Source organism: Acidobacteriota bacterium (assembly GCA_030697165.1).
Classification (GTDB): domain Bacteria; phylum Acidobacteriota; class Vicinamibacteria; order Vicinamibacterales; family UBA2999; genus 12-FULL-67-14b.
Window position 1 is genome coordinate 277,579 of the sequence record JAUYQQ010000015.1, and the last position, 23,974, is coordinate 301,552.

At 66.4% G+C, this 23,974-nt stretch carries 24 protein-coding genes; 4 read left to right on the forward strand and 20 right to left on the reverse strand.

The window, feature by feature from the left end; translation table 11 throughout:
- Positions 1-7: 7 nt before the first annotated feature.
- Genes Q8T13_14875 through Q8T13_14895 form a run of 5 tightly spaced genes read right to left on the reverse strand, consistent with a single transcriptional unit; the run spans position 8 to position 3,925 of the window.
- Positions 8-1,057 (reverse strand): cytochrome bc complex cytochrome b subunit, encoded by a 1,050-nt coding sequence (locus Q8T13_14875; protein MDP3719044.1) that lies wholly within the window; start codon positions 1,055-1,057, stop codon positions 8-10.
- A complete protein-coding gene (locus Q8T13_14880; GenBank protein ID MDP3719045.1) occupies positions 1,054-1,677 on the reverse strand; it encodes a Rieske 2Fe-2S domain-containing protein in 624 nt (207 codons plus the stop codon). Before Q8T13_14880 ends, Q8T13_14875 begins: the two co-directional genes overlap by 4 nt.
- A gap of 8 nt (positions 1,678-1,685) precedes the next feature.
- Positions 1,686-3,305, reverse strand: coding sequence for a cbb3-type cytochrome c oxidase subunit I (locus Q8T13_14885; protein ID MDP3719046.1), 1,620 nt, complete (start codon positions 3,303-3,305; stop codon positions 1,686-1,688).
- Complete coding sequence (locus Q8T13_14890) at positions 3,302-3,778, reverse strand: cupredoxin domain-containing protein (protein MDP3719047.1); 477 nt, start codon at positions 3,776-3,778, stop codon at positions 3,302-3,304. The genes Q8T13_14885 and Q8T13_14890 overlap by 4 nt, the downstream gene beginning before the upstream one ends.
- 9 nt (positions 3,779-3,787) lie before the next feature.
- Positions 3,788-3,925, reverse strand: coding sequence for a hypothetical protein (locus Q8T13_14895; protein MDP3719048.1), 138 nt, complete (start codon positions 3,923-3,925; stop codon positions 3,788-3,790).
- 146 nt (positions 3,926-4,071) lie between these two features.
- On the opposite strand from Q8T13_14895, the gene Q8T13_14900 reads away from it, so the two are divergent.
- A complete protein-coding gene (locus tag Q8T13_14900) occupies positions 4,072-5,445 on the forward strand; it encodes a pyridoxal-phosphate dependent enzyme (GenBank protein ID MDP3719049.1) in 1,374 nt (457 codons plus the stop codon).
- 47 nt (positions 5,446-5,492) lie between these two features.
- Here Q8T13_14900 and Q8T13_14905 read toward each other — a convergent pair whose 3' ends face one another.
- The 3 genes from Q8T13_14905 to Q8T13_14915 form a co-directional block, all read right to left on the reverse strand.
- Positions 5,493-7,916, reverse strand: coding sequence for an ABC transporter permease (locus Q8T13_14905; GenBank protein ID MDP3719050.1), 2,424 nt, complete (start codon positions 7,914-7,916; stop codon positions 5,493-5,495).
- 45 nt (positions 7,917-7,961) lie between these two features.
- The gene (locus tag Q8T13_14910; protein MDP3719051.1) at positions 7,962-9,194 is read right to left on the reverse strand and encodes an MFS transporter; all 1,233 of its coding nucleotides are present in this window, start codon (positions 9,192-9,194) and stop codon (positions 7,962-7,964) included.
- A 114-nt stretch (positions 9,195-9,308) separates the two neighbouring features.
- A complete protein-coding gene (locus tag Q8T13_14915; protein ID MDP3719052.1) occupies positions 9,309-9,854 on the reverse strand; it encodes a hypothetical protein in 546 nt (181 codons plus the stop codon).
- Between the two features lie 41 nt (positions 9,855-9,895).
- Between Q8T13_14915 and Q8T13_14920 the strand changes: the two genes are divergently transcribed.
- Positions 9,896-10,504, forward strand: a complete 609-nt coding sequence (locus Q8T13_14920; GenBank protein ID MDP3719053.1) for a phosphatase PAP2 family protein — start codon at positions 9,896-9,898, stop codon at positions 10,502-10,504.
- Positions 10,501-11,601: a HupE/UreJ family protein gene (locus tag Q8T13_14925; GenBank protein MDP3719054.1), complete on the forward strand. Its 1,101-nt coding sequence runs from the start codon at positions 10,501-10,503 to the stop codon at positions 11,599-11,601. The genes Q8T13_14920 and Q8T13_14925 overlap by 4 nt, the downstream gene beginning before the upstream one ends.
- On the opposite strand, the gene Q8T13_14930 is transcribed toward Q8T13_14925, so the two are convergent.
- From Q8T13_14930 to Q8T13_14985, 12 genes are all read right to left on the reverse strand, one after another.
- Complete coding sequence (locus Q8T13_14930; GenBank protein ID MDP3719055.1) at positions 11,543-12,520, reverse strand: 2-dehydropantoate 2-reductase; 978 nt, start codon at positions 12,518-12,520, stop codon at positions 11,543-11,545. The genes Q8T13_14925 and Q8T13_14930 overlap by 59 nt on opposite strands.
- Entirely contained in the window at positions 12,517-12,822 is a 306-nt protein-coding gene (locus tag Q8T13_14935) for a cupin domain-containing protein (protein ID MDP3719056.1), read from the reverse strand. The genes Q8T13_14930 and Q8T13_14935 overlap by 4 nt, the downstream gene beginning before the upstream one ends.
- Positions 12,823-12,824: 2 nt before the next feature.
- The gene (locus tag Q8T13_14940) at positions 12,825-13,346 is read right to left on the reverse strand and encodes a ferritin (GenBank protein MDP3719057.1); all 522 of its coding nucleotides are present in this window, start codon (positions 13,344-13,346) and stop codon (positions 12,825-12,827) included.
- Between the two features lie 69 nt (positions 13,347-13,415).
- Positions 13,416-13,829, reverse strand: a complete 414-nt coding sequence (locus Q8T13_14945; GenBank protein ID MDP3719058.1) for a hypothetical protein — start codon at positions 13,827-13,829, stop codon at positions 13,416-13,418.
- 5 nt (positions 13,830-13,834) lie between these two features.
- Positions 13,835-14,011 carry a hypothetical protein gene (locus Q8T13_14950; GenBank protein ID MDP3719059.1) on the reverse strand — a complete coding sequence of 59 codons (177 nt, stop codon included), beginning with the start codon at positions 14,009-14,011 and terminating at the stop codon, positions 13,835-13,837.
- Positions 14,012-14,039: 28 nt separating this feature from the next.
- Complete coding sequence (locus Q8T13_14955; GenBank protein MDP3719060.1) at positions 14,040-15,041, reverse strand: lytic murein transglycosylase; 1,002 nt, start codon at positions 15,039-15,041, stop codon at positions 14,040-14,042.
- A 55-nt stretch (positions 15,042-15,096) separates the two neighbouring features.
- Positions 15,097-15,885, reverse strand: coding sequence for an SDR family oxidoreductase (locus tag Q8T13_14960; protein MDP3719061.1), 789 nt, complete (start codon positions 15,883-15,885; stop codon positions 15,097-15,099).
- 74 nt (positions 15,886-15,959) lie between these two features.
- Entirely contained in the window at positions 15,960-16,865 is a 906-nt protein-coding gene (locus Q8T13_14965; protein MDP3719062.1) for a dihydrodipicolinate synthase family protein, read from the reverse strand.
- Positions 16,866-16,876: 11 nt separating this feature from the next.
- Positions 16,877-17,839, reverse strand: a complete 963-nt coding sequence (locus tag Q8T13_14970) for a c-type cytochrome (GenBank protein MDP3719063.1) — start codon at positions 17,837-17,839, stop codon at positions 16,877-16,879.
- A gap of 98 nt (positions 17,840-17,937) precedes the next feature.
- Positions 17,938-19,539: an amidohydrolase family protein gene (locus Q8T13_14975; protein ID MDP3719064.1), complete on the reverse strand. Its 1,602-nt coding sequence runs from the start codon at positions 19,537-19,539 to the stop codon at positions 17,938-17,940.
- A 90-nt stretch (positions 19,540-19,629) separates the two neighbouring features.
- Positions 19,630-22,116, reverse strand: coding sequence for an ABC transporter permease (locus Q8T13_14980; GenBank protein ID MDP3719065.1), 2,487 nt, complete (start codon positions 22,114-22,116; stop codon positions 19,630-19,632).
- A 76-nt stretch (positions 22,117-22,192) separates the two neighbouring features.
- Positions 22,193-22,999, reverse strand: a complete 807-nt coding sequence (locus Q8T13_14985) for an SDR family oxidoreductase (protein ID MDP3719066.1) — start codon at positions 22,997-22,999, stop codon at positions 22,193-22,195.
- A 137-nt stretch (positions 23,000-23,136) separates the two neighbouring features.
- Between Q8T13_14985 and Q8T13_14990 the strand changes: the two genes are divergently transcribed.
- Positions 23,137-23,943, forward strand: a complete 807-nt coding sequence (locus Q8T13_14990) for a hypothetical protein (protein MDP3719067.1) — start codon at positions 23,137-23,139, stop codon at positions 23,941-23,943.
- Positions 23,944-23,974: the final 31 nt, after the last annotated feature.

Genomic DNA, 23,974 nt, shown 5'->3' on the forward strand with positions numbered 1-23,974 from the left:
CCAGTCCTTAGTGCGCGGCGAGCGCTTCCCACATCGTGAAGCCCATGATCGTCAAGGCGCCGACAATTCCGATCCACACGCTGATATCCGCGTACTTGAACTTGCGCACCAGCCAGTCGTCGATGAACGGCCAGAAGAACATGATGAAGATGATCAGTCCCTGGGTCAGCAAGGCGGTCATGCCGGTGAAGAGCTTCAACCACCGGAACGCGACGTAGAAAAACCACTCGGGCTTGATCACGTCGGGGGTGACGAGCGGGTTCGCGCGCGGCCCCATTCCCACCGGCAGCAGCGTCGCCAGCGCGCTCAGCAGGATCATCAACGTGAGGCCGATGATCAGCTCGGTGTAGAAGTGGCTGGGGAAAAAGTTGAAGTGGCGCACCGGCTGCTGTTCCTCGCCCTCGAACTTGAGCTGGGTCACGCCGAGCAGCCGCACCAGGCTGATGTGGATGACCAGCACCAGGATCAGCAGCACCGGTAGCACCGCGCCGTGCAGGATGAAGAAGCGCGACAGCGTGCGGTCGTTGTAGACCTCGCCGCCGAGCAGCGCCTGCTTCATCAACGGGCCGACCACCGGCACCGTGTCGCTGATGTTGGCGGCGACGGTGGCGCCCCAGTAGCTCAATTGCTCGAAGACCAGGCTGTAGCCGGTGAAGCCGAGCATCAGCGTGCACACCAGCAGCGCCATGCCCACCATCCAGTTCAGCTCGCGCGGCCGGCGGTAGGCGCCGGTAAAGAACACCCGCATCTGGTGCAGGACGACCGCGGCGATCATCAGCGTGGCGCCCCACTTGTGCAGGCCGCGCAGGTACCAGCCGTACGACGCGTCTTCGGTGATGTAGCGAATCGACTCGTACGCCGTCGCCGGTGACGGCTGGTAGTAGAACGCCAGCAGGATGCCGGTGATGATCTGGATGGTGAAGAGGTACGCCGGCGTACCGCCCAGCGCGAACCACCATCGCTTCAGGTGATACGGCACCGGCTCGTTCGACATCGTCGCCACGGCATCGAGCGAGACCGGGACCCGTTCTTCAATCCACGCGCGGGGGGCGCTCATGCCGGGGATCCCGGGCCGCTCGCCGCGCGGCCCTTCTTCAGGCACGCCAGGCACGGGTCGTGGCCTGGGCCCTGAGGAGTGGCCAGGTGGACGACGCCGGCCTCCTGCGGCATCGACAACTGCTCGGTCGGCACGTCGATGTACAACAGGCCCTTCTGCACGGCCAGCGCGTAGCGCGGCAACGACTGGCCGGCGTCGCCCGGGGGACCGCCGGTGCCCTTGCCGGACGGATCGAAGGTGCCGCCGTGGCACGGGCAGTAGTAGCGATTGTTCTGCCCCTCCCAGTGCACCTGGCAGCCAAGGTGCGGGCAGGTGCTCGAGAGCGCGACGAAATCGTCAACGCGACCGGTGGCCTCGCGCCGCGTGATGTTGACGGTGCGACCATCGGGGGTCCGGAACAGCAGCGTGCCGCCCACGGCCAGGTCGTTGATCCCGGTGACGAACAATTGCGTCATCTGGCCGGTACGCGCCGGCAGCATGAAGCGGGCACCAATCCACGCAAACAACCCATAGCCGCCGACCAGACCCGCGAGCATCGTCACGGTCGAGGCAAAGGTCCGGCGTCCCGGCGTCTCGGGCGGGTCGACGGCGACGTCGTGAGGAGAAGTATGGTCGGCCATCGTGTGCCCTAGAAGGGAGAGAACCCCAGCGACGGGAAGCGCGCCATGGTGTGGAGGCGATAGAGCGGCGGCCCGTAGACAATCAGGATCAACACGGCCGCGACCGCCATCCACAGCCCGAGCCGATCCCAGAGCGACGGTCCGGGCTCGGGCGGCGTCATCGGCTCGGCGTACTCCATCGCGGCCATCGCCCCGCGCGGCGACACCAGCATGGTGACGACGATCGTGGCGACGTAGCACATGGCCGACACGAACAGGATCACGCCGCCGATCGCCGACAGGTTGACCAGCGGGATCCACGACTGGGCGGCAGCCACGTCCTGGTACTGGCCGGTGTAGACGCGGCGCGGCATGCCCATCAGGCCCACGATGTGATTGGGAATGCTGAAGAACTGCATCCCGATGAACCACAGGTACGGCTGGACCATCGCCACGCGCGGCCACGCAATGGCGCGGCCGGTCAGGCGCGGCAGGATGTAGTAGGTGAAGCCCGTGAAGGTCAGCGCGACCGCCGTGCCCACCGTGAGATGGAAGTGTCCCTGGATCCACGCCGTGTTGTGGACCATCGCGTTCATGGCGTAGGCGGCGTTGATGGCGCCGCCGAAGCCGCCCAGGGCGAACGTCACCATCGACAAGGCGACGCTGGCAAAGAACGGGTCGCGCCACGGCAGCATGCGGATCCACCCGAACCGGCCGGTGCCGCCGCGCGTCCGACCCGCATTCTCGAGCGAGGCGATCACGGTGAACGCGGTGACCAGGCTCGGGAACATGATCGCGTAGGTGGTGAAGGTGTGCACCAGCTTCCAGTTGCTCGAGATGCCCGGGTCGGTGAACTGGTGATGCAGCCCGACCGGGGTCGAGAACAGGATGAACTGCACGAACACCACGCGCGTGAGGCCGTCGCTGAACAGCTTGCCCCCGGCGACGCGGGGAATCACGGTGTACCACAGCACGTAGGCCGGCAGCAGCCAGAAGTACGTGAGCGGGTGGCCGAACCACCAGAAGTAGGTTCGCGCGATGATCGGATCGATGCGCGGCACCAGTCCGAACGCCCACGGCAGAATCAAGACCAGGACCTCGACGGCCAGGCCGGCGGTCGCCAGGATCCAGATAATGACCGTGGTCATCATGCCGTGCATCGCCAGCGGCACCCGTTCGGTGGCGTGCGCCGTGCGCCAGGCGCGATAGCTGGCGATCATCACGCCACACCAGATCCACGAGCCGACCACCAGCAACGTGGCGCCGACGTAGAACGCCGGGTGCGCCAGCAGCGGCGGATAGAACGTGTAGAGCACCGTGCTGGTGCCCGAGAGAATCGCCAGCGTGGTGATGAGCGTACCGACCAGCGCCACCCAGAATCCGGCCCACGCCCAGGCCTGGCCGGCCACGCGGCCGAGCGTCGTCTCGGCCACGATGTAGCCAATGGCCATGATGAAGAAGGTGGTGAAGACCAGCGCCTCGAGCACGCCGTGCGCCGTGACCGACAGGTAGTACATGCGCGCCGAGCCGAACGGCACCTGGACGCCGGCCCGCGAGACGGCCTGCATGACCGCCATCATCGCGCCGAGACCAAACGCGGCGATCGCCACCCACAGGTTGGCCAGGACCAGCCGGGAGACCGCGGTCATGGCGCGTCCTCCACGACGACCTTGCCCTGCATCAGGTGGTGAGCCAGGCCGCAGTACTCGTTGCAGACGACGAGATACTCACCGGGCCGAGCGAAGGTCGTGGTCACCTCGCTGATGTAGCCGGGCGCCACCGTCAGGTTGACGTTGGTGCCGACAATCTGGAAGCCATGCAGGACGTCGGGGCTGGTAATGCGAAAGGTGACGGGCCGGCCCGCCGGCACGCGGATTACCTCGGGGCGGAAGACGTAGAACTCAGCGCGCATCACCACGATGACGCCGCCGTCGGGCCGAACGGTGACCCCTGGCGTGGCGAACTCGCCGGTCACGTGCAACGTCTCGGGATCGACCGTCTCGACGTGGCTGGCAGGATGCGCCGACCCGGCAATGGCGGTCACGACGATCGCGCCGAGGAACAACGCGAGCATGCCCGTGGCCGCCCACATCCAGTAGCGCTCGAAGCGGTCAACGTGCATCGGCGCTCCTCAATGGGTACCGCGCGGCACGAACAAACCGAAGAACATGAGGAGCCAGCCCAGGACGACGAGGGCGCCAAACACCGATACGATCACGACCGTGCCGCTGGGACTGTCCGCGTCGGGTGGTTCGTCGCGAGTGGCCATTTTGTCACCCATGTTTTGCCACACGTCCCTGCCGTTTTCAATCAGGGATAGTCCCCACCCGCGAGGGTTTTTCCCCACAGCTCCGCTGCGGGTGACACGGCACAACAACCTGCGGACGGCGTGCGGGTATGATGTGAGCGACCCGCATGCCCAAGAAGCTGTACGACAACATCCTCGAGACCATCGGCAACACGCCCATGGTCCGCCTCAACCGCATCCCGAAGGGGATTGTCGCCGCCGACGTCTACGCCAAGATCGAGACGGTCAATCCCGGTAACTCGATCAAGGACCGCATGGCCCTGAAGATGATCGAAGACGCCGAGAAGGCGGGCAAGCTCAAGCCCGGCGGCACGATCATCGAGGGCACGTCTGGCAACACCGGCATGGGCCTGGCGATTGCCGCGGTCATCAAGGGCTACAAGTGCGTGTTCACCACCACCGACAAGCAGTCGAAAGAGAAGGTGGATGCGCTGCGGGCGTTCGGCGCCGAAGTAATTGTCTGCCCCACCGACGTGGACCCCGAGGATCCGCGGTCGTACTACTCAGTGTCGTCGCGGCTCGAGCGCGACACGCCCAATTCGTGGAAGGCCAACCAGTACGACAACCCGTCGAATGCGCAGGCGCACTACGAGCAGACGGGACCGGAGATTTGGGAACAGACCGACGGCGCAGTCGATCACCTCGTGGTGGGCGTCGGCACGGGCGGCACCATTTGCGGTGTGGCGAAGTACCTCAAGGAGAAGAAGCCGTCGGTCAAGGCATGGGGCATCGACACCTACGGGTCGGTGTTCAAGAAATACAAAGAGACGGGGATCTTCGACAAGAACGAGATCTATCCGTACATCACCGAGGGCATTGGCGAAGACTTCTTGCCCAAGAACGTGGACTTCAGCCTGATCGAGGCGTTTGAGAAGGTGACCGACCGCGACGCCGCCATCATGACCGGCCGCATTGCGCGCGAGGAAGGCATTTTCGCCGGCAACTCGGCGGGCTCGGCGATGGCCGGACTGCTCCAGCTTGCCGATCGCTTCAAGAAGGGCGAAACCGTGGTCGTGATTTTCCACGACCACGGCACCCGCTATCTCGGGAAGATGTACAACCCCGACTGGATGCGCGAGAAGGGGTTCATCGACCGCAAGGGCCTGACCGCCCGCGACCTGGTCGCCAACCGCCAGAAGGCGCCGCTTGTGACCATCGACCGCAACGCCACCGTGGAGAAGGCCGCGCACATCCTGACCGAGAACGCGTACTCGCAGATCCCGGTGACGGCCGACGGCCGCCTGGTGGGATCGGTGAACGAGGGCTATCTCTATTCGGAGATCGTCAAGAACCCAGACGTGTTGCACGGCCCGGTCACCACCATCATGCAGCCGGCCATACCGTTTGCTGACATCTCGACCAGCGTGGATGCCCTGGCCGCGATGCTGACGCCGGAGAGCCCTGCGGTGCTGGTGCGCGACTTCAAACTCGACGCGACCTACATCATCACGCGCTGGGACATCATCAAGGCACTTGCGTAACAGACAGGGTGCCTAAGGTGCCTAGGGTGCCTCGGGGTGCTGAACGTCTAACGGCCGAGAGCGATGATGGGCGGAATGCGGGCTGCGCGTCGGGCGGGAATGTAGCTGGCCAGCAGGGCCGCCACCGCGAGCACGGCCGACGCCGCGATAAACGGCAGCGGGTCGAAGCCGCGTGCGCCCACAAACAGCAGGCTCTGTACCGCCCGAGCGGCAAGGACGGCCCCGACCAGGCCAAGCGCGATGCCGGCCAGGGCCAGGCGCGCGCCCTGCCACACCACCATGCCGATCACGCGTGACGGCGACGCCCCCATCGCCATGCGCACACCGATCTCCGCTACGCGCTGCGATACGGTATAGGCCATGACACCGTAGACGCCAATCACCGCCAAGGCGACCGCGAGACCCGCGAAGATGAGCAGCAGCACCATCTGCAACCGGGGCTGCGCCACGCTGCCGGCCATGGCCGTCTCCATCGTGCGGACGTTGACCAGCGGTTGGCTGGCATCCACCTCGCGCAGGGCGGCGCGGATGGAGGGCGTGACCGCCGCGGGATCCCCCTGCGTGCGGACCACCAGCGCGATGTTGAGATACAGGCCGGTGAGGACGGGATCCGGAAACTGCGCGTACGGCACGAAGAACTCGGCCACCGGGCCAGCCTCAAACGACTGTTTCACGTCGCCGACGACTCCCACCACCGTCATGATGTGGAAATCAGGATCCGGCTCGGTCCCGATCTGCATTCGCTGCCCCAGGGGGTCAAGCCCCTGAAAGTACTGCCGGGCCATCGACTCGTTAATGACCACCACCGGCGGCGCCCCCTCGCCGTCGCGCGGTTCGAGCAGGCGCCCTCGTTTAAGAGGAACGCCAAGCGTGGCCAAATATCCAGGGGTCACCGCCCGGTAGCCGGCCATCACGAAGTCCTCGGGGCCCGTCGGAGGAAACGCCGCCCGGTTGAAGTGGATGGTCGCGCCGGCGCCACCCATCGGCACCATCGTGGTGATCGATGCCTGCTCGACACCCGGCACGGCCGACACGCGTTCGACAATTCTCTCGACGCCGGCCGATCGGGTGCCGCTGTCGCCGTAGACGCGCGGCGATAGCGGCAGGTTGATCACGAGCAGGCGCTCGGGATTGAACCCCGGCGAGACACCGGTCAGCGAGGTGAAGCTCTTGAGCAAGAGGCCCGCCCCCACGAGCAGGATCAGGGCAAGGGCGACTTCCATCACCACCAGCGTGGACCGCAACCGCGTGTTCCGGGCGCTGCTGGAGCCGCCACGGCTCTCTTCGTTCAACGATTCGCGGAGGTCGAATCGCACCGCCTGCAGCGCCGGGACCAGGCCGAAGACGACGCCGGTCACCAGCGACAGGGCCAGCGCGAACAGCGCCACCGGCCAATCAACGGCAAGCGCCTGCGCTCGTGGCATGCCGGCGACTGCCGGCCCGGTCAGCAGCGATACCCCCCACGTGGCCAGCAACAGGCCGGCGGCGCCGCCCACGCACGCGAGCACCACGCTCTCGACCACCAACTGCCGGATGAGGCGGCCGCGGCCGGCGCCAATCGCCACGCGGACGGCGATCTCTTTCTGCCGGCCAACGGCGCGCGCCAGCAGCAGGTTGGCGACGTTGGCGCACGCGATCAGCAGGACCAGGGCCACGGCGCCAAACAGCATCCACAGTGCCGGGCGGATGTTCTGCACCAGTTGATCCTGCGCCCGGGTAATCACGGCCCGGACATCGGTATTGGAGCCCGCGAACTCGGCTTCGAGCTGTTTCGAGATGGCATCGAGCTCGACGCGCGCCTGATCGAAGGTGACGCCTTCGGCCAGCCGCGCCATGGGAAAGATCCCCGGGTGCCAGCCGCGATCATCAGGCAACGTCGCCGCCCACGGGCCGAACGGCACGTAGATGTCGGCCGGCTGAAACAACTCGAAGCGCGCCGGCATCACGCCGACCACGATGTACGGCCGGTTGTCGAGCAGCAGCGACTGCCCCACCGCTCCCGACGGGAACCGCCGGCGGGCCAGCGCCTCGCTGACCATGGCCACGCCCTCGGCACCGGCGCGGTCGTCGGACTCCGCAAAGGCGCGGCCCTGCTCCACCGCCACGCCCAGCAGCGGCAGCAGGTTGGCCGTGATCATCTTGGCCGGCACGCGTTCGGGATCGCCGCTGCCCGTGATGGTCATGGCGGTGGCGCGAAAGGCGCCCATGTCCGAGAACGACTTGGCGCGCGCGCGCCAGTCGTCGTAGTTGAACCGCGTCACCGACGCATTGGGCAGCTGCGGCGAGCTCTCGGTGAGAATGACGACGCGGTGGGGCTGCGCGTAGGGCAAGGGCGCCAGCAGGACCGCATTGAACACGGTGAACACCGCCGTGTTCGCGCCAATGCCCAACGCCAGCGTCAGGATGGCGACCACCGAGAACGAGGGACGCGCCAGGAGGTGCCTGAGGGCGAGCCGGATGTCCTGCATCATGCGATCGTACCGCGGAAGCGGGCGCTGGGACGGTCCCGTGGCGGCCTACTCGAGCTCGCGGCCCCGGGTTTCAGGCCCCAGCCAGAGCAGCGTGATCACGCCGATGCCGCCGCCAATGACGCACCAGAACATCGCGGTTTGGAGCGCGGTGCCGCCGTCGGTCAGCACACCGATCAGGTAGGGCGCGAACGCGCCGACGCCGACACCGACGTGATACGAGAACCCGGTACCCACGCCGCGCGCCTCGGTCGGAAACCGTTCCGACAGGTACCCCGGCACAATCCCCCAGGCGCCTGAAGCGCAGAAGCCGATCAGCCACGCTCCGAGCAGCAGTCCGCTGCTCGTTTCCGAAAACAGGTAGACCGGTGCCGACAGCAGGCCGGCCACCATGCCCAGCGTCGCGGCGCCGCGGCGTCCGCCCCATTTCTCGGACAGTGTGCCGAAGGCGATTGAGCCGATGACGCCGCCGGCATTGAGCAGCAGGAGGAACGCGAGCGGCGCCTGCTGCAGGTTGGCGAGCAGCGTCGGGTACCAGATCGTCGTGGACTGGTACATCCACACGAAGGCCCCCATCAAGAGCGAGGTGTGGAACGTCACCCAGCGCAAGTCGGGATCAAACAGGCGCGCGAGCGACAGGCGCTGCGGCTGGCCGGCGCGCAGGCGTTGCTGCTCCAGCCACAAGGGACTCTCGCTGACGCGTGTCATCAGGTAGAAGATGGCGATCGCGGGCAGCACGCCGGCCCACAGCATGAAGCGCCAGGCCCAATCCGGATTGTCGCTGACCAGCGGATAGCCGAGCTGATAGACGAGCGACGACAACAGGAACCCGGCCGAGTAACCGCCTTGCAGGATGCCCGATGCGATGCCGCGATGCTTTGCCGGCCACTGCTCGAGCGCCAGCGGCATGCCGGCGGCCCACATCCCGCCCATGCCAATGCCGAACAATCCCCGGCAGGCAAACAGCATCAGGTAGCTCGTCGACAGCCCGCTCAGGAAGGCGAAGGCGGTAAACCACGCGATCGAAAACAGGATCGGCCCCTTCCGGCCATATCGGTCGGCCCACATGCCGGCACCGATGCCGCCGACCATGCGGAACAGCAGCGTCACGGTCGCCAGCGCGCCCGCCAGCGCAAGGTTGACCTCGAAGCTGCGCCGGATGTCGGTCAGGACAAAGGTGATGATGGTGAAGTCGAAGGCATCGAGCGTCCACGCGGAAAAGGTGGTGAGAAAGGTCTTCCACTGCTGGCGGGATACGTCCCGGTACCACGGTTGCGACATGGCGAGAATTGTAGTGTCACATCTGGCCGGGAGCGGTTGCTATTGTTGGTAAGGAGTTTGCTTGGACCAGGTTCTCGCCGGGGTCAGGTCATGCTTCTTCTTCATACCAGAGGCTTACGCTGGCGGGCACGACCGGTCGCCGACCGGCGCGTACTCGGGAAGGCGCGAGTTGGCGCAATCCGGGCACAGCCCGGTCGCGAACTCAGGCGCGGCTTCCTGCGCATAGGCTTCGAGCGTGGTCCAACGGTCGTCGGTCCGCCGGACCTTCCGGCAATAGGTGCAGACCGGCAACAGTGACTTCAGCACCTGGACCTCGCGCGCCAGGGCCCGCTCGTGGTCCGCCAGGCGCGAGACCAGGACGGCCATCACGGAGAACACGACCAGGCGCGTCGCCGCCGTGGCGAAGAACGTGGCCGCATCCCACGGCTGATTCCACAGCGTCAGCATCAGTGCCACGCGGCTGATCGGCATGATGACCGACAATGCCAGGCCGGTGGTCAGCCCCGAGAACCAGGCGGCCGCGACGACGACCAGGATATACACCGATGGAAACTGGAAGTACGGCCCTGTGGCGTAGTCCACCGTGACCAAGGCAGCCGCCACCGGCAGCCACCACCAAGGCGAGATCGAGTAGAGAGGGGCGAACGACCACCGCTTCATATGCAGCCACTGTACTGCGATTGAGCTAGAGTAAACACCCGATGCGGGCGCCTCTTGTTCCTTTCCTTCTGGCCGCTACCGTGACCCTGCTGGTGGCCGCCGGCGTGACCATGACACCCTACTTCGCCGGCGATGTGGCCGCGGCGCGGGCGGTGCAATCGGCCGCGCCCGATCCGGGCTGGTGGGCCACGCCGGTGAGCCGTCTGGCGCCGGCCCCGGCAAAGTACTACGTCATGGGCCTCACGGCGATCCTGGCATTTGCCCTTGCCGGGTTTCGCGGGCTGCTGCTGGCAGTGGCCTTTATCGCGCTCGAGCAGTACGGCGCTGAGCACACCAAGGCATGGTTCAGCCGGCCGCGTCCCTCGCGCGAATTGATCGCGGTGGTCGGTTCGCCGTCAGGGTTCACCTTTCCCTCCACCACCATCACGTTCTTCTCGGTTACGTTCGGCTTGCTGGCGGTGGTGGCGTCGCGAATACGCAAGACGCCGCTTGCCATCGGGGTACTGGTCGCCGGGTCGGTGATGGTGGTGCTCGGCTGCCTGGCCCGCGTCGCCCTCGGCGCCCATTGGCCGAGCGATGTCGCGCTGACGGTGATCATTTGCCTCGCCTGGATCTGGGCGGCCTCCCGCATCGTCATAAGACGCGGATGACGACGTTGATGCGATCGGCGGTGCTGGCGCTGTGCCTGGTGGTGGCGCGCGACGCCCTGGCTCACCCGGCACCGTTCAGCTACCTGGACCTGCACCTGGACGCGGCCGGCGTCCGAGGCACGCTCGTCGTCCACGACCTGGATGCCGCCCACGCCCTCGCCATCCCGTCGGCTGATTCGCTGCTCGACCCGGCGGTGGCCGAGAAGCACCGCGAGGCCCTCGTCGCGCTGCTGGCGCCGCGCCTGGCGCTGGTGTTTGATGGCCAGCCGGTCATGGTGACGTGGGGTGCGATTGAGGTCGTGCCGGACCGCCAGAGCCTGCGCCTGGCGTTCACGGTCAGCGGCGGGCGGCCGGGCGCGGTGACCGTGCGCGCCTACCTGTTTCCGCACGACCCCATTCACCAGACGTTCATCAACATCTACGAAGAGTCCGCGCTCAAGCACCAGGCGATTCTCGATGCCACGCGGCAGACCGTCGACTACTACGCCGGGACGGTGCAGGGCCGCCTGTCGGTGGTCCGAACATTCGTGGCCTCCGGCATCGAGCACATCCTGATTGGCCCCGACCACATCCTGTTCCTGATCGGGCTGCTGTTGCTCGGCGGCACGCTGAAACGGCTCGCCGTGATCGTCACGGCGTTCACCGTCGGCCACAGCATCACGCTGTCGCTCGCGGCGCTCGACCTGGTGTCGCCGCCCGCGCAGTTCGTGGAACCGCTGATCGCCTTGACGATCGTGGTGGTGGGCGCCGACAACGTGCTCGTCTTGAGGGGCAAGGCAGCGGTCGAGGGCAAGGCCACCGATATCCGCGCCTGGCTGGCGGCCGGCTTCGGCTTGATCCACGGCTTCGGGTTCGCCTACGTGCTGAAGGAGTTTGGCCTGCCGCAGGCGGCGCTCGGATGGTCGCTGTTCGCCTTCAACGTCGGCGTCGAGGTGGGGCAATTGCTGATTGTCGGCGTCGTGGCGTCCCTGCTCCTGCTGGTGCGCCGTCAAAGTGCGGCCGCGGCGCACTGGGTGGCCTTGGCGGGGTCGATCGCGGTTATTCTGGCGGGTCTGTATTGGTTTGTGGAGCGGGTATTCCTGACGAGAGGCGCGTAAGGCCCGCCGTGCCGTTGACGAACGGCTGCAGGACCGCGGTGATGAACTGGTGCGTCGGCGTCGGCACGCCGGCCTCTTTGCCGAGGCGCACGACCGCGCCGCTCAGCCAGGGCAACTCGAGCCGGCGGCCGCGCTCGAGGTCCTCGAGCATCGACGACTTGGAACTCGCCGGGAAGTTACGGATCAGGCCGACCGTGTCGTCGACGAGCGTCGGTGGAAAGACGATGCCGCGGGCCCGCCCGACGGCAATGGTCTCGTCGATCCCGGCCATCATCATCGTGAACAACTCAGGGTTGTCGCGGACCACACCCATCGGCGATCGGGTCACCGTCGTCATGCCGCTCCACGTGGCGAGACGCACGAACTTGATCCACAGATCAGACTCGACCCTGGTGCTGGCTTTCGCCTGGAACCCGGCGCGAACGCCGGCTTGCTCGAACGCCACCAAGCGTGGTGACCGAGAGCCATCTCGTTCCCCAAATACCAATTGTTGGGCCACCGTGTGACGAAGGCGGCCGGGCTGATCAACCACGACGACGATGTAGGCCACGCCACCGGCGACATGATCGGCGCCGACATGCTTCGCGACCATCTCGACCGCCTCGACACCGTTCTGGAGCGTGATCACAACTGTGTTCGGGCCAATCATCGGCTTCAGCGTGGCGGCCGCGGCATCCACGTCGTACAGCTTCACGGCGAACAGCACCACATCGACCGGGCCGACCTGGGCCGGGTCGTCAGTTGCCTGCACCGTGGGCAGGTGCAGCGCACCGCTGGGACTTTCGATGTGTAGTCCGCCCTGCTGCAGCGCCGCCAGGTGCGCGCCGCGGGCAATGAACGTGACATCGTCGCCGGCTGCGGCCAGCCGGCCGCCGAAATAGCCGCCGACCCCACCCGAACCGAAGATGGCAATCTTCACAGCTTCACCGCATCCAGACTGACGACCGGTTCGTCGCCGACCACGGCCGCGTTGTGCACCGTGCCCCTGGGAATCTCAATCCAGTCGCCAGCGGTCAGCACCTTCATGTGGCCGCGCACGACCAGGCGAAAGCGGCCCGAGACGACGGCGTCGATCTTGTCGAGGTCGTGGCGGTGATCGGGAAAGACGGTGCCGGGTTCATAGACGTACCTGGCCACCGTGTAACCAAGTGACTCGAGCTTGGCGCGCAGTGCGGCCTCGGTGACCGGGCCGTCCGAGGCATTCCAGCGCTGCGGGGTCACGCCTAGGCGCCGGCGGCGGGTTCAGCGGGCATGCCGGGCACCGTGCCGCCCGCCAGTTCCTGGTCGATCATCAGCAGGCCGACGCCGGTGTTACCGGCGAGGCGAATGCGGCCGAGCACGGCCCGGGCCGCGGCCTCTTCTTCCATCTGCTCGGTCACGAACCACTGCAGCATGACGACGCCCGGGCGATCTTTCGCCTTCTCGGCCATGGCATACAGGTCGTTGATCGACGCGGTGACCGCCTGCTCGTTCTTCAGCACGTGCTCGCAGAGGGCCTCGGCCGACTTCCACGTCATGGGCGGAGCCGCGATCGCGGGCAACACGACCTTCTGGTCGCGCTCGACCAGGTGGTCGATGATCCGCTGCGCGTGCAGCAGTTCGTCGGACGACTGCTTGCGCATCCAGGTCGCGAACCCGGGCAGATCGTGCTCGGACAGCCAGATCGACATGGCCAGGTATTCGTGCGACGCGCGGAATTCGAGCTTGAGATGCTCGTTGAGGCCCTTGAGTAAGTCTTTCGTCATGTCGCGTCGCTGTCCTTGGATTTCGATATGTCTAATCTGTGTTTAATCGGTGGCTGTCTGATCGGTGGCCTAGGGCGTGATGGTAAATCGCTGCGACGCGGAGGCCACGAGCGGCTGGCCGGCCTTGCGCGCGGTGACCTGCCAGGTGTGCACTTCGGGTTCGAGCGCCACCGTGGGCGGCAGCTTGATCTCGGTCGTGGTGAGCGCGGGGCTCTCCCAAATGACCCGGCCGTCGGTCACGGATTGAATCTTCACGATGTAGCCGTCGGCGCCGTCGACGGCCGACCAGCGGAACATGTCGATGTGACCGCCCATCGCGCCCTCAATCGGTTCGAGCAACGACAGCGTGCCGACCGGCTTGGGCGCCTCGGCGGCAGGGGCCGCCGCAGGGGCGGGCGCGGCGGCCGGGGCACTCGCGGGTGCACCACCTCCACAGGCGACGGTGAAGACAACCAGGGCAACGGGAGCGACGCAAGTAAGCACACGGATCATGATCGACGACGCGCGAGTTCGAAGCCCACGCCTCCAAGGATGACGAAAAGACCTGTTCCGGTCATGGCCAGCGGGAGCTGACCGTTGCCTCCGAAATACACGGCCGCGACCATCGACAGGACGGCAGTCGAAAACACTGCCCCGACAAGGGCGGCGGACGGCTTGGTACCCATACACTCTGATTCTATCTAATTGACGCCGTCAGCTGCCAATGCGGTCCGAGAGCAGGCCCACGGCCAACGCATAGGCGTGGGCGCAGTTGTAGCCCAACAGCACGTCGTAATTCGAGTACACCAAGTAGTGCTTCGTCCCGGCTCGCAACAGGGAGGCCACCCGATCGACCTTGGGCAGGGCCGTGCCGGCCACCGTCCTGACACCCATCTGCTGCCACTGCTGCAGGGGCACCGCGATGGACAGTTCGCGCGACGCGCGGCAGCCGCTCTGGCGAAGGCCGACCTTCTGGACCAGGCGATCGGCGCCGCCGGCCGGCAGCCTGACTTCGCGGCCCCAGGCGTGGCCCGGAGTCCAGCCGTACGCCTTCATGTAGTTGGCGATCGACGCGAACACGTCGGGCAGGCCCTTCCAGATGTCCCGCCGGCCGTCGCCGTCGAAGTCCTGGGCGTGGGCCAGGTAGCTCGACGGCATGAACTGCGGTTGGCCCATCGCGCCGGCCCATGACCCTTTCATTTCGCCCAGGCTGATGTAGCCCTTGTCGAGAATCTGCAGCGCGTCGAGCAACTCGGAGGTGAAGAACGCGCCGCGACGCCCTTCCCACGCCAACGTGGCCAGCGCCTGCACGGTGGGCCGGGTGCCGGTAAAGCGGCCGAAGTTCGACTCCATGCCCCAGATCGCAACCATCAGCGATGCCGGCGGGCCGTATTGGGTGCTGACCTGGTTCAGCAGCCGGCGGTGGGTCTTGGCCTGCTCGCGCGCGGTTCGCACGAAGCGGGGCGTCAGTCGTCGCTGCACGTATTGATCGATGGTCAGGACCGTCTCGGCCTGGGTGCGATCCCGCTCGATCACCACCGGGAGCGGCTCGAGGCCGGCCAGGGCCGCCTCGACCGTGGCGGCGCTCACGCCCTTGGCCAGCGCCTGCTCTTTCATCTGCAAGAGAAACGCGGCAAACTCCGGCCGCGATTCGGCGGGCGGCGGCACGGCGACCTGCAAGGCGAGGACAACCGCCAGCAGCAGTTTTAGTGTCACGCTCTAACTTACCTTGCGGCGGCACGAGGGCAGCACTAAAGTGCCGCCCTCCTGGTTAGAGGGCGTTGCCGCCCGCACCGTCGACCATGATGGCCTGACCGCTGATGTAGCTGCCGGCCTGCGAGGCGAGAAACACCACGAGGTTGGCCAGCTCTTCGGGACGGCCCAGGCGGCCGAGCGGGATGCTGGCGACCGACGCCTTGCGCACGTCATCGAGCGCCTTGCCGCTCTTCTGCGCGTTGGCCTGGTCCAGCTCGGCAATGCGTTCGGTGTCGATGCGGCCCGGCGCGATCACATTGACCAGAATGCCCTGCGACGCCAACTCCCGTGACAGGGTCTTGGCAATACCCCACACCCCCGCCCGCAGCGCATTGGACAGCGCGAGGTTCGGAATGGGCTGCTTGATCGAAGACGAAGCAATGGTGAGGACGCGGCCGTACCCCGCCTTGGTCATTTCCGGCGCCGCCGCCCGCACGATGCGAGTGAAGCTCAGCAGGTTTTGCTCGAACGCTTTCTGCCACTGCTCGTCGGACATGGCAAGCGTCTCGCCAGCCGGCGGACCGCCGGCATTGTGCACGACGATTTCGAGGCCACCGTACTCGGCCACCGCGGTGTCGACCAGCCGTTGCGCCTCGCTGGCGCTGCTCACGTCGGCCACCAGCGCCTTGACCCGCGAGCCGGTCTCGCGGCGAATGGTGTCGGCCGCCGCCTCAATGCGCGCCTGATCGCGGCTGCACACCACAAGATCGCACCCTTCACGCGCCAGGCCGAGGGCCGAGGCGTAGCCGAGGCCGCGGCTGGCGGCCATCACGATCGCGCGCTTGCCCTTCAATCCAAAGTCCATAGGTCAGCTTCTTGTCAGTTGAAAGTTGAAGAGTTGAGAGTTGGTAGTTACAGTTGAGAGTTTCAGTTTCAGTTTCAGTTTCTCGCTGCGAGTAGATCGAGGCGGGCAAGAATGTCATCGAGGTCCGCCAGCGTGTCGGCGTCCACCGGCGTGAACGGCGCACGCACGCGCGAGTGCTGGATGACCCCGCGCAACTGGTAGATGTGCTTGCGCAGCGCAAGGTTGATGCGCGGCTGGTTCTCGAAGCGGATGATCGGCAGGAACTGGTAGAACACCTCGGTCGCGCCGTCGAGATCGCCGGCCGTGAAGCGCTTGAAGATGTCGACCAGGATCTCGGGAAAGGCAAAACCGGTCATGGTGCCAATCGCCCCATGCCGCAGCTCCTCCAGGAACATCATGCCGCCCAGGCCGCCGAAGATCTTCACGTCCCGCGAGGCGGCGCGGATCTGCGTGACCTTCATGGGCGCCGGTTCGTCCTCGAGCTTCAGGAACGACAGCCGCGGCGTGGCGGCGCCGAGCTTCGCGATCAGCTCGACGCTCATGGTGATGCCGCCCACGGCCGGTGGAAAGTCCTGGACGACGACCGGTATGTCGACGGCCTCGGCGACCGCCAGGTAGTGGCGTTCGAGTGCCGCGTCGTTGGTGCGCGCCAGCTTCGGCGGCGCCACCATCACCGCCTTCGCCCCCAGTTCCTGGGCGCGGCGGCTATAGGCGATGCAGCCGTCGGTGCCGGCGTGGGTCGTGCCCACACAAATCGGGAATTCGGGACCGGCGGTCTCGATAACGAGCGCCGTCACGCGATCGCGTTCCCCCTCCGTCAACTTGTCGGCCTCGCCGAGCACGCCGAGAATGGTCATGCCGTTGACGCCGGTGCCGCGCGTGAACGCGGTCAGCCGGCGCAGGCTCGGCTCATCGAGGGCGCCGTCGGGCAGAAATGGCGTCGGCGTGATGTTGTAGATGCCGGTCAGGTACTCAAACATTGCTTCCTATTCTACTTTGCGTCAGGAAACCTGGTGACGCGGTTGACGACCGGCGGCAGCGTCCGCAGATAGGCGTAGATGGCCGCCAGGTCCTCGCGCGTCATGCCGGCGTAAGCGGTCAACGGCATCGGCGTGTTCTGCCGGCGCTCCGTGTCGCTCAGCACCGCGTCCGACGGCGTCTCGAAGGCCTTGAACTTGTCGATGAACTGCTGCTCGGTCCACGAGCCGATGCCGGTGTCGGCGTCGGGCGTGATGTTGGCGGCGCGCACGCGGTAGCCGGTCTCCAGGAACTCCATGCCGCCGGCAAACTCCCTGCCCGGCAGCGGTTGGCCGCGGTCATCGATCGGCGTGTGGCAATCGCCGCACAGGGCCGAGCGAGTCATGTACTTCCCGTACGCCACCTTGTCGGTAGGCGAAGGTCTGGGCTGGGGTGTCGCGGCCGCCGGAATGGTGCGGACGATCAAGTTCATCGGAAAGTTCAGGGTGCGCGGGGGCACCTGGCTCTCGATCGCCTGCCAGGAGCGAACGTATACCAGGACCGCGTGCATGTCGTCGGCGGCCATGGCGCCAAAGTGCGGGTACGGCATGAGCGGAAAGAGCGGCGTGCCGTCCTTCGAAACGCCCGCCGTGACCGCGCGCTGCAGCTCTCCGTCAGTCCAGCTGCCGATGGCGGCCGGCGTGATGTTCTTGCCGTACACGACGCCGGCGCCGCCCAAGGCAAACTCCTGCCCGCCAACGCCGATGCGGTCAGGCTTGACCGGGCCCGAAAACTTCGTCCAGTCGCGCTCGCTGTGGCAGTCGGTGCAGCCGACGACGTGATCGCTCAGATACTTGCCGCGCGCCAATCGCTCAGCCGTCGGCTCCAACGTCACGACGGCCGGTGGCGGCACCTTCGGAAACGCTAACATCAAGTAGCCAAGACCGGCGACCGCGGCCACCACCACGAGCGCCACCAACACCCCAACAATTTTCAATAGTGTTTTCATCGTCTCGTGCGGCTCCCCTGATCCCTGATCCCTGATCCCTGATCCCTGATCCCTGATCCCTGATCCCTGATCCCTGGATCCCTGATCTACTGCCTGGCGGTCGTGGCCGGCTTGCTCCTGGCTTTCTGCACGATTGCCGCAACATCAGCAGCGAGCTTCTTCGCATCGTAGACAATGCCGTCCTTAATCGTGTACTTCACGCCGCCGACACGATCGACCTGGCCGGTCTGATCGTTGAGCTTCACGGCGCCAGTGGCATAGAGCACCTTGAAGTTCTCGAGAGGATTCTGGTCGACCAGCACCATGTCGGCCAGCAGGCCCGCGCGAATGATCCCGAAGTCGGCCGGCGTGCCCTTCGGTTCCGCGAGCGTGGCTGCGCCGTTGAGGGTCGCCGAGCGGATGACCTCGAGCGGGTGAAAACCGGCCTCCTGCAGCATCTCGAGCTCGAGGATGTAGCCAAAACCGTAGGTCTGGTAGATGAACCCGGAGTCAGAGCCGGTGGTGACGCGGCCGCCGGCGTTCTTGAAGTCGTTGAGGAACGACATCCACACCTGGTAGAAGCGCTTCCACTGGATTTCGTCTTCGGTCGTCCAGTAGAACCAGTACGCGCCGTGCGCGTTGCGGTTGGGCTGGTAGAAATCCCACAGGGACGGCAGCGTGTACTTGTCGTGCCACTCGGCTTCGCGCATGCGCATGACGTCGCGGCCCGCCGAGTAGATGTTCATGGTCGGGTCAATCGTGAACCTGGCGTCGACCCATTCCTTGATCAAGGCGTTCCACGGCTCGCTGCCACGGGGGTGAATCTTGTCGTGGAGCCGGGCCACCTGGCCGAAGCGGTGCTGCTCGTCGTTGTAGTTCTGGTTCAGCGGGAAGGGCTGCACCGAGTAGTCCTTGAGCAACGCCTCGAACAGGCCGTAGTAATGCGTCAACGAGCCCAGGCCCAGGCGCGAGGCGTCGCGCGCGTTCATGCGGCCGACGCCCATCTGGTCGAGGTGGGCGGTCGAGCCCAGGTTGAACTTCTTGGCCTCGTCCAGCAAGGCGGCCATGATCTCGGGATCGTACGCGCCGAGCTTCATGCCATCGACGCCCTTCTTGGCGGCAAAGCGCACCCACTCGCGCGCACTGTCGGGCGTTTGCGGCCGGTTGCGATCCCATCCCTCGCCACTGAACGGGCGGTGGTACGCAAAGATCCTCGGCGCTACGATCTGGTTCTTGGCCGACAGCTCGCGCTGGTTGAGGTCCCAATCCATGGACCCGCACGGCACGCCGCGCACTGTCGTGACACCGTGGCTCAGCCACAGCTTGTAGACATACTCCGGGTCGCGCGCCTGCCCGCCGCCGCAGTGCACGTGGGCGTCGACAAACCCGGGCATCAGGTACAGACCGGTCCCGTCGACTTCTTTCGTGCCTTTGGCGGGCCGGCTGCGTTCGTTGATCGCAACCCCAGGAAAGCCGACGCTGGCAACCTCGGTGATGCGGTTGTTCTGCACGACCACATCCATCGGCCCGCGCGGCGGCGCGCCGGTGCCGTCGATCACCGTGACCCCGCGAATCACCATGCGGTCGAATGGGCCTTCGCCGTCGCCCGCCCCGCGGGCCGGGGTCGGCGGCATCTGCTGGGCCGACAAAGACACGGCCGCCACAACGAGGACGACGCCGGTGAGCGTGGAGCGCAAAATTCGTGACATGAAATCCCTCCGGAAAGAGGGAATTCTAGCAGGATCTAACAGGAGACAAGGAGATCAGGAGCAATTTAGATCTCCCGACCTCCGGTGAAATCAGTCGGTGCGCAGGGCGGTCATCGGGTCGATGCGCATGGCGCGGCGTGCCGGCACGAAGTTCGCCAGCCCGGCCGCCAGGGCCATGGCGGTAAACGCCAGCGTCCACGCCAGCGGATCGAGCGGCTGCACGCCGTAGAGCAGGCCCTGCAGCGCGAAGGCCACGACGGCGGCCAACAGGCCGCCCACCACCAGGCCGATCGCGACAATCGAGAAGCCCTGGCGCATGATCATGCCCATGACCCGCTCGGGGCGCGCGCCAAGCGCCATGCGGACGCCGATCTCGCGTGTGCGGCGCGCGACCGAGAAGGCGATCACGCCGTAGAGGCCGATCGCCGCCAGCAGCGTGCCCAGCCCGCCGAAGGCCGTCGCCAGCATCGCGCCGACCCGCGCCGGCATCAGGCTGAGGCCCAGGTTCTGTTCCATGGTGTTGGCCGACATGAACACCAGGCCCGGCTCCATCGCCAGCAGCTCGCGCCGGATGTCATTGACGAGCGCGGTGGCGTCGCCGCTGGTCCGGGCGAGCAGGAAATTGTAGCGGCTCGCCCGCTGCGCTTCAGCGAAGTAGACGAACGGCGAGGCCTGCTCGAGCACGCCGTGGCGCTTGTGGTCGCGGCTGACGCCGACGATGCGGTAGGTCCGTTTGTTGACCGGGCTCTGAAAAGTGTGCCCCACCGCCGATTCGTTCGGCCAGAACTTCCGCGCCATCGTTTCGTTGATCACGGCCACGTCCTGCCCGCCGGCGATGTCGGTGGCGTCGAGGTCGCGGCCGTCGGTCACCGGCACGCCGAGCGTGGCCAGATAGCCGGGCGAAATCGCGACGTTCTCAATAATCTCGCCGCGCTGCCCTTCGTGGTAGGTGCGGTTGTCGATCCGCAGTTCCTGCTGGTTGAAGTTGAACGTAAACGGCAGGGTCGGCGACACCAGGCCGGCCGAGGTCACCGAGGGCATGGCGCGGACCCGCGCCAGCGCCTGCCGCCAGAACTCGAGCCCGCGCGCCGGCTCGTAGCGAACCATGTCGGTGTCGAGCGCAATCGCCGCCAGCCCGCGCGTCTCGAAGCCGACCTCCGCCCGCTGTGATGCGCCCAGGCTGCGCAGCAGCAGGCCGGCGACCACGAGCAGTACGACGGTAAGCGCCACCTGCGACACCACCAGCGCATCGCGCAACGCCCAGCGGCGGCCGCCCACCTTGGTGGCCGGCGCGTCGCCGCGCAGGTCGCTCACCAAGCTGGGTGCCGAAGCCTTGAGCGCGGGCAACAGGCCGGCGAGCAGCCCCGTGCCAATGGCAATCAGCAGCGAGAACGACAGCACGCGCCCATCAATGCGAAGGTCGAAGACAATGTCGACCGGCAGCGGCAGCGGCATGGTTTGCATGCCCTGCACGAGCGCCCACGCCAACCCGGACGCGGCGACCGCGCCAAGCACGCCGAGCGTCAGGCCTTCGACCAGGAGCTGCTGGATCAAGCGCGCCCGGCTGGCGCCAATGGCCAGCCGCACGCTGATCTCGCGGCGGCGCGCCGAGGCTCGCGCGAGCAGCATGCCGGCCACGTTGGCACAGGCGATCAACAAGACGAGACCGACAATGCCCATGAGTCCGGCCGCGCCGAGCGACAGCACGCCGCCGGCCTGGGGCACCAGCAGGCGGACCTGCTCGGTCGGCACCGCCGCCATCTTGCGATCCTTGTTGGTCACCGGGTTGTCGGCTTCGAGTTGCGAACCGATCAGCGCGACGTTGGCGTGCGCCTGCGCGGCCGAGGTGCCGGGCTTCAGGCGGCCCTTGATGAACATCCACCGCATGCCGCGGCGTTCCAGGGTGGTCTTGCCCACGGGCGACGGCACCGAGTCGGTGATCCCGGCCGGCTCAACCTCTTCCACCTGGGTAATCGGCAGCCACAGTTCGGGTGTCAGCAGCGGCACGACCCCAGTGAACGAGGCCGGCGCGACCCCGGCAATGGTGTACGGCTGGCCGCGCAGCGTGAGCGACTTGCCGTCGATCGCCGGGTCGGCGCCGAACTCGCGCTGCCACATGCGATGCGAGATCACCACGACCCTGGCGGCAGACGGCTCATCATCCGTCGGCACGAGCATTCGTCCCAGGAGCGGCTGCACGCCGAGCATCGAGAAGTGGTTCGAGGTGACCAGCTGCCCCAGCGCAATGCGCGACCGATCCCCCAGGCTGAGCGGCGCCATCATCGGGCTGTAGCCCAGGACGTCGCTGAACACCGTGTTCTGGGCCTTCAGGTCCTGGAAGTCGGCATAAGACGAGGTCGCGTATTCATCACCGTCGCCGCCGGCCGTGAACACGTCCACGAGCGTGCTGGGTGCGGTGACGGGCAAGGGTCGGAACAGCAGTGAGTCCACCAGGGAAAACATCGCCGTGTTGACGCCGACGCCCAGGCCGAGCGACAGGATGGCGACGGCAGAGAACCCGGGGCTGCGGGCCATCCAACGCAGGGCGTAGCGAATGTCTTTGAGCAGGGTGTCCACGTCCCCTTAGACGAGGCTGGCGAAGCGAAGTTCAGGAGTGCCAGAAGGCCGGGACTTTAGTCCCGGCCAGGCCCGTTCAGGTCTTTCGATACCGGCGGCCGGCGGCCCGCGAAACCGCCTTGACGATGCCTTTCGGGACCACCCCCATCAGCCAGAGCAGGAGCCTGTAAGCCCGCCCGTTGACGACCACCGCGTCGCCGCGCATGACCGCCTCGTAGCCTTCGCGGGCCACGTCGGCGGCGTTCAACCACAGCATGGCCGGCACGCTATTCATCTGCTGGCGCGTGCCGGTGACGTCGTGAAACTCACTGTAGGTAAAGCCCGGGCAGACGGCGGTGACGTGCACACCCTTGTGGGCATTTTCGGCGGCGAGCGCCTCCGAGAACCGGATCACGAACGCCTTCGACGCGCCGTACAGGGTGTGGCCGGCCGGCGCCGGCACCATGCCGGCCACCGACGCGATGTTGATCACGCGGCCCCAGCCCCGCTCCAGCATGCCGGGCAGCAGCAGATAGGTGAGGTCGCACATCGCGGTCATCATGATCTGGATGAACCGTTGATGTTCGGGCCAGGCCACGCTGACGTAGCTGCCGGGCACGCCGTAGCCGGCGTTGTTGACGAGCACATCGATGCGCAACCCCTGGGCGCGCACCACCCCGGCAATGCGCGCCGGCGCGCCGGGGTCGGCCAGGTCGGCCACGATGACATGGGTGGCAACGCCGTGAGCGGCGTGCAGTTGTTCAGCCAGTTCATCCAGTCGATCCCGCCGGCGGGCCGTCACGACCAGGCTGTAGCCGCGCGCCGCCAGCAACTCGGCGAACGCCTTGCCAATACCTGACGAGGCGCCCGTCACCAGGGCGGTCTTGCCCTCGCCTTCTCGCATGACACAGTGTAGCCTCCGCTGGCGCGGTGTCGCATCCGGCTTTAGCCGGATATCAGAGAAGAGCGGGCATGGTCCGCCTAAAGGCGGACGCCACATCATGAAGAGTATGATGGGGCGTCCCTGCCGGAGGAACCCTTATGCGTTCATCACGTGTCCTGCTCGCCATCGTCGCCGCCGTCGCCCTTACTGGTTGCATCAACAGCACGACGTTGATCAAGGTCAATGCCGACGGGAGTGGCACCGTGGAGCAAACCACGCTGATGAACATGGCGGCGATCAAGAGCATGATGCCCGGCGCCGAGAAGCAAATGGGCGGCGCCGTGGTCAACAAGGCCGACCTCGAACGCACGGCGGCGCGCATGGGCAAGGGCGTGCGGCTGGTGTCGGCCGACCCGGCCAAGGGCGCCAACGGCTGGGAGGGCTCGAAGGCGATCTTCGGGTTCGACGACATCAACCAGGTGCAGGTGAGCACCGGGCCCAGCATGAGCGGGGGGACCAGCGACCGCATGGGCTCGGAACCCACCAGCCAGGATCCCGTGCGGTTTACGCTGACCCGCGCCGGCGGCACGTCAACGCTGACCATCGCGTTCGTCGACAAGCCGGCGGGCGACAAACCCGACAGCAGCGCCAACCCCATGGGCGACATGGATCTCACGAACCCGATGATGATGGGCATGCTCAAGAGCATGTTCGGCGGTTTCAAGCTCAACATCGATCTCGAGGTGGCCGGCGCGATCGTCAAGACCAACGCCGAGTACGTCACCGGCTCGCGCCTGACGCTGCTTGAAATGGACATGGACTCGCTGCTCGCAGACGAGGCGAAGCTCAAGGCCCTGCAAGGTCAGATCGGATCCGAGCCGTCGCTCTCGGCGATCAAGCCGTTCCTGAAGGACATCAAGGGCATCAAGATCGACGGCCCGACGATCAACGTGATGTTCAGGTAAGAGATAGGGTGCCTAAGGTGCCTAGGGCCTA

Excerpts from the sequence above, each read along its gene's own strand:
- Q8T13_14875 (MDP3719044.1), bottom strand. The coding sequence starts at position 1,057 with ATGAGCGCCCCCCGCGCGTGGATTGAAGAACGGGTCCCGGTCTCGCTC.
- Q8T13_14880 (MDP3719045.1), bottom strand. The coding sequence starts at position 1,677 with ATGGCCGACCATACTTCTCCTCACGACGTCGCCGTCGACCCGCCCGAG.
- Q8T13_14885 (MDP3719046.1), bottom strand. The coding sequence starts at position 3,305 with ATGACCGCGGTCTCCCGGCTGGTCCTGGCCAACCTGTGGGTGGCGATC.
- Q8T13_14890 (MDP3719047.1), bottom strand. The coding sequence starts at position 3,778 with ATGCACGTTGACCGCTTCGAGCGCTACTGGATGTGGGCGGCCACGGGC.
- Q8T13_14895 (MDP3719048.1), bottom strand. The coding sequence starts at position 3,925 with ATGGCCACTCGCGACGAACCACCCGACGCGGACAGTCCCAGCGGCACG.
- Q8T13_14900 (MDP3719049.1), top strand. The coding sequence starts at position 4,072 with ATGCCCAAGAAGCTGTACGACAACATCCTCGAGACCATCGGCAACACG.
- Q8T13_14905 (MDP3719050.1), bottom strand. The coding sequence starts at position 7,916 with ATGATGCAGGACATCCGGCTCGCCCTCAGGCACCTCCTGGCGCGTCCC.
- Q8T13_14910 (MDP3719051.1), bottom strand. The coding sequence starts at position 9,194 with ATGTCGCAACCGTGGTACCGGGACGTATCCCGCCAGCAGTGGAAGACC.
- Q8T13_14915 (MDP3719052.1), bottom strand. The coding sequence starts at position 9,854 with ATGAAGCGGTGGTCGTTCGCCCCTCTCTACTCGATCTCGCCTTGGTGG.
- Q8T13_14920 (MDP3719053.1), top strand. The coding sequence starts at position 9,896 with ATGCGGGCGCCTCTTGTTCCTTTCCTTCTGGCCGCTACCGTGACCCTG.
- Q8T13_14925 (MDP3719054.1), top strand. The coding sequence starts at position 10,501 with ATGACGACGTTGATGCGATCGGCGGTGCTGGCGCTGTGCCTGGTGGTG.
- Q8T13_14940 (MDP3719057.1), bottom strand. The coding sequence starts at position 13,346 with ATGACGAAAGACTTACTCAAGGGCCTCAACGAGCATCTCAAGCTCGAA.
- Q8T13_14950 (MDP3719059.1), bottom strand. The coding sequence starts at position 14,011 with ATGGGTACCAAGCCGTCCGCCGCCCTTGTCGGGGCAGTGTTTTCGACT.
- Q8T13_14960 (MDP3719061.1), bottom strand. The coding sequence starts at position 15,885 with ATGGACTTTGGATTGAAGGGCAAGCGCGCGATCGTGATGGCCGCCAGC.
- Q8T13_14965 (MDP3719062.1), bottom strand. The coding sequence starts at position 16,865 with ATGTTTGAGTACCTGACCGGCATCTACAACATCACGCCGACGCCATTT.
- Q8T13_14975 (MDP3719064.1), bottom strand. The coding sequence starts at position 19,539 with ATGTCACGAATTTTGCGCTCCACGCTCACCGGCGTCGTCCTCGTTGTG.
- Q8T13_14985 (MDP3719066.1), bottom strand. The coding sequence starts at position 22,999 with ATGCGAGAAGGCGAGGGCAAGACCGCCCTGGTGACGGGCGCCTCGTCA.
- Q8T13_14990 (MDP3719067.1), top strand. The coding sequence starts at position 23,137 with ATGCGTTCATCACGTGTCCTGCTCGCCATCGTCGCCGCCGTCGCCCTT.